The following is a 3,850-nucleotide window of genomic DNA, read 5'->3' on the forward strand; positions in this document are numbered from 1 at the left end:
TGTTTAGATCGTCGGAAAGAGCCTTCATGAATTCGTCAGAAGGTGCCTCTTCACTAAACGCGCCGCTATCGCACTGCTTGAAGTAGCGCAGCGCAATCGCGTGAATCGCCGCCAGCTTGATGTTGGCGGGCGTGTCGAAATCCGGCTCGCCGGAGCCGAGACCGATGACGTTGCGGCCCGCCGCTTTCAGCTCGCGTGCTTTATCCGTGACCGCGATGGTCGCGGACGGCTTCACACGATCGAGGGCGGTAGCGAGGAACGGCATCGTCTTCTCCTTGCAGCCGTCATGAGCCGGCATCGGGCGCGACTCTTCCATATTTGACGGGATGGCCGCCACACTAGGCGCCGCCACGCTGCATCGCAAGAAGCTTGGCCCTCAAATGGGCGTTTTGGCAGGGCTGTAGCGGCGTCATTGCGTCTGCCGAACCGCCTCGAAAGCGGCTTTAGGCGTCACACTCCCGCGAGTCATGCAGCTGTGATGCTTTCGCTGAGCGCTTTCGCATAGGTGTGATCTGAACCATCAGCCGCGCCAATCCGACTACGGGACGCGCGTTGCGCGGCCGATTTCGCGTGCCGGCGTGCGCTGCGGCGACGAATTCGATCCTTTCCAGAGCTTGGGACTTGCGACGCCGGGCCCAGGGCATCATTGTTTAGCCGCGATCGGCACAACAGATGCCGCGGCGGCAGGTGAGCGGACCACGGACGGCGGATGTACAAGCTCTATTCGATGCAGCGCTCCGGTAACAGCTACAAGGTGCGGCTTGCCCTCGCCTTCCTGGACGCGCCGTATCGCGCCATAGAAGTCGACATCCTGCGCGGCGAGAGCCGCACGCCGGACTTTCTTGCCAAGAACCCGAGCGGCCAGGTGCCGCTGCTGGAAGTCGCGCAGGGCCGCTACCTCGCCGAATCCAACGCCATCCTGTGGTATCTGGCCGTCGGCACGTCGCTGGCGCCGGACACGCGGATGGACCGCGCCGAAGCGCTGCAATGGATGTTCTTCGAGCAGCACGCGCTCGAGCCGAACATCGGCTCGGCGTATTTCTGGCTGTGCCTCGTGAAGGGCGGCCGCGACCTGCAGACCCACGCGCTGGAGGATTGGCTGGAGCGCGGCTACGCGGCGCTGCAGGTGATGGAAAATCACCTCAAGACCAACGATTACTTCGCCGCCGGCCAGCTCACCATCGCCGACATCGCACTCTACGGCTACACCCACGTCGCCGAGCAGTGCGACTTCGACCTGTCGACGTTCCCGTCGGTCAACGCCTGGCTGCGCCGGGTCGAACAGAGCCCCGGCTTTGTCACCATGGACTGGACGCCCGATGCTCCGGCCGTCGACCATGCGAGCTTCGCTGCAGAGGCCTAACACCCTGCAAACGCTCGGTTTTGGCCCCCGTTCTGCCATTTTTGCGGAGGTTCTCGCCGCAATACCGCCTGCGATGACTGGAATATTTACCTGACCCAAGTGATTCGCCTCGGCGAGTGAGTTGGTGGTCAAGCATGGTCCCAGGGGACGCGGTGCAGATGTTGCGCTCGGTCGAACGGCAGCCCGGTTTCGGTGCACGCGCGCACGCGACCTCGCAGCGGCTGGTCAAGGCCGTGGTCGCGTCGCTACTGATCGCGGTTGCCTCGCTCGGCGTGGTGCTGCTGCTCAGCCTGTTCGGCGCCCCCACTGATACCAGGCTGGCCCTCGGGCCGACGACACCGACGTCGTCGATCCTTTCACTTTGCTGAGCGTTGGACCCGCGAACTGACATCCCGCAACCGCCGCCGAAAGCTCCGCGATGAAGACGCTTGTCGTCTGGGTATCCGCCTCGCTGACCGCGGCGATCGTGGTGATGGCGACCTTCCTGATCGCCACCACCAGCCGCGGCGAGACCGATCCCTTCACCTCCTCGATCGGCCCGCTGACGGTGCAGACCATTGCGCGCGACCTCGATCACCCCTGGTCGCTGGCGTTTCTGCCCGATGACCGCATGCTGGTGACCGAGCGGCCGGGCCGGATGCGCATCGTGTCGGCGCAAGGCACCCTGTCGCCGCCGCTCCAGGGCGTGCCGGAGGTGTGGGCGCGCGGCCAGGGCGGCCTCCTCGACGTCGCGCTCGATAAGGATTTCGCCGGCAACAAGACGATCTACTTCTGCTTCGCCGAACGCGACGGCAGCGGCGGCCGCACCGCGCTGGCCCGCGCTGCTTTGGTCGACGGCGACAAGCCGAAGCTCGATCAGGTCAAGGTGATCTTCCGCCAGGACGGGCCGCTGTCGAGCGGCAATCACTATGGCTGCCGGATCGCGCAGGCACCCGATGGCAAGCTGTTCGCCACGCTCGGTGAGCACTTCACCTATCGCGACGAAGCCCAGAACCTCGCCAATCACCTCGGCAAGATCATCCGTCTCAATCCCGACGGCAGCGTGCCGACCGATAACCCGTTCGTCGGCCGCAGCGATGCCAAGCCGGAAATCTGGAGCTACGGTCACCGCAACGAGCAGGGCCTCGCCATCAATCCGGCAAACGGCGACCTCTGGGAGATCGAACACGGCCCGCGCGGCGGAGACGAAGTCAACATCATCGCCAAAGGCAAGAACTACGGCTGGCCGGTGATCGGCTTCGGCATCGACTACAACGGCGCGAAGATCCACGAGAGTACGTCGCAACCCGGCATGGAGCAGCCGATCAAATACTGGGTGCCGTCGATCGCGCCGAGCGGCATGGCGTTCTACACCGGCAAACTGTTTCCCAAATGGGACGGCAGCCTGTTCACGGGTGCGCTGGCCGGACAGATGCTGGTGCGATTGTCGCTCGACGGCGACAAGGTCACCGGCGAAGAACGTCTACTGCAAACCTTGCACGAACGCATCCGCGACGTCCGCCAGGGCCCCGACGGCGCACTGTGGCTGCTCACCGACTCGAGCCAGGGCCGCATCCTACGCGTCACCCCGGCCGGGAAGTAACAGCTCGGTCGCGGCAGCCCCGATCTCCGCTGCGCTCACCCGCCGGTCGCGGACATGTGCCGCTCGAGAGACGGGCGTCCTCCCAGCGCGATCCGGAAGTCATGGCCGCGCGGCTTGTCGCCGATCGCGACCGCAATCGCCCGCATCAGTTCGCCATCGCTGCGGTCACTGCGCAGGGCCCGCTTCAAGTCGACGGCATTGTCCTGGCCCAGACAGGCGTGGAGCACGCCCGATGCCGTCACCCGAACGCGATTGCAGTCGTCGCAGAAATTGTGAGACAGCGGCGTGATGAAGCCGATCTTGCCGCCGGTCTCGATCACGCGGGCATAGCGCGCCGGCCCTCCGGTGCGCTCCGACAGATCGACCAGCGACCAGCGCCGCTCGATCTGGTGCCGCAGCGTCGCCAGAGAAAGATACTGATCGGTGCGATCGGTGCCGATCTCGCCGAGCGGCATGGTTTCGATCAGCGTCAACGTCATGCCGCGCCCGTGGGCGAATTCGATGAGTCGATGGATTTCGCGCTCGGTGGTGTCTTTCAACGCGACCGTGTTGAGTTTGACCGCAAGCCCCACCGCGCGGGCCGCCTCGATCCCAGCCAGCACCCGGGCTAGATCGCCGCCCCGCGTGATCGCCGCAAACTTGGTGGGATCGAGCGAGTCCAGCGATACGTTGATCCGCCGCACGCCGAGGGCGTAGAGCTCCTCCGCATGGCGAGCCAGTTGCGTGCCGTTGGTGGTGAGCGTGAGTTCGCGCAGCCTCCCGTCTGTGAGATAGCTCGACAGCTTGTGAAACAGCTGCATGATCTCCTTGCGGACCAGCGGCTCGCCGCCGGTGATCCGGATCTTGTCGATGCCGTGATCGATGAAACACCGGGCAACGCGATCGAGCTCATCCAGTGAGAGCAA

General features: G+C 64.9%; 4 protein-coding genes and 1 pseudogene. 3 read left to right on the forward strand and 2 right to left on the reverse strand.

Annotation, left to right across the window (positions count from 1 at the left end):
* A pseudogene (locus I5M_RS33785) lies at positions 1-265 on the reverse strand (hypothetical protein); the annotation flags it as partial.
* A gap of 444 nt (positions 266-709) precedes the next feature.
* Between I5M_RS33785 and I5M_RS18190 the strand changes: the two are divergent.
* From I5M_RS18190 to I5M_RS18200, 3 genes are all read left to right on the forward strand, one after another.
* Positions 710-1,363: a glutathione S-transferase family protein gene (locus I5M_RS18190; RefSeq protein ID WP_031336926.1), complete on the forward strand. Its 654-nt coding sequence runs from the start codon at positions 710-712 to the stop codon at positions 1,361-1,363.
* A gap of 134 nt (positions 1,364-1,497) precedes the next feature.
* On the forward strand, positions 1,498-1,731 hold the full coding sequence (locus tag I5M_RS33170; protein ID WP_022722704.1) for a hypothetical protein: 234 nt from the start codon (positions 1,498-1,500) through the stop codon (positions 1,729-1,731).
* Between the two features lie 50 nt (positions 1,732-1,781).
* Entirely contained in the window at positions 1,782-2,945 is a 1,164-nt protein-coding gene (locus I5M_RS18200) for a PQQ-dependent sugar dehydrogenase (protein WP_022722705.1), read from the forward strand.
* 35 nt (positions 2,946-2,980) lie between these two features.
* Here I5M_RS18200 and moaA read toward each other — a convergent pair.
* A partial coding sequence (gene moaA / locus I5M_RS18205) for a GTP 3',8-cyclase MoaA (RefSeq protein WP_031336927.1) occupies positions 2,981-3,850 on the reverse strand: 870 nt, incomplete at its 5' end.

It is taken from the genome of Rhodopseudomonas sp. B29 (assembly GCF_000333455.1).
Lineage (GTDB): Bacteria > Pseudomonadota > Alphaproteobacteria > Rhizobiales > Xanthobacteraceae > Rhodopseudomonas.